The 294-nt window shown below is 59.5% G+C and carries 2 pseudogenes; both read right to left on the bottom strand.

The annotated features are described in order from the left end of the window. Positions 1-83: pseudogene (locus tag INT12_RS32145) on the bottom strand (PA2817 family protein); the annotation flags it as partial. Positions 84-188: 105 nt separating this feature from the next. Continuing rightward, positions 189-294, bottom strand: a pseudogene (locus tag INT12_RS32150) (PA2817 family protein); the annotation flags it as partial.

Raw genomic sequence — 294 nt, forward strand, 5'->3', positions numbered from 1 at the left:
AGCAGGTCGCGTGGCACCAGATGGGCAATTTGCGGGTAACGCAGGATGACCTGGCTCATCATGTCCTGGCCCAGGTACTGGCTCTCGGTAGTGTGGGAGGGGGCTTGCCCCCGATAGTGGTGGATCAGTCATGCATGTATTGGCTGACACACCGCCATCGGGGGCAAGCCCCCTCCCACATTGAATGATCAGTGCTTGCTCTGGTCCTGCGGCATCGCCAGCAGCTGTTTTTCCTGGTTCCAGTCGAACGGTTCGTCGTTCTGTTCGGCTTCAAAGCGACGCTCTTCCAGGGCC

The sequence above is a fragment of the Pseudomonas sp. K8 genome (assembly GCF_014889455.1).
Classification (GTDB): Bacteria; Pseudomonadota; Gammaproteobacteria; order Pseudomonadales; family Pseudomonadaceae; genus Aquipseudomonas; species Aquipseudomonas veronii.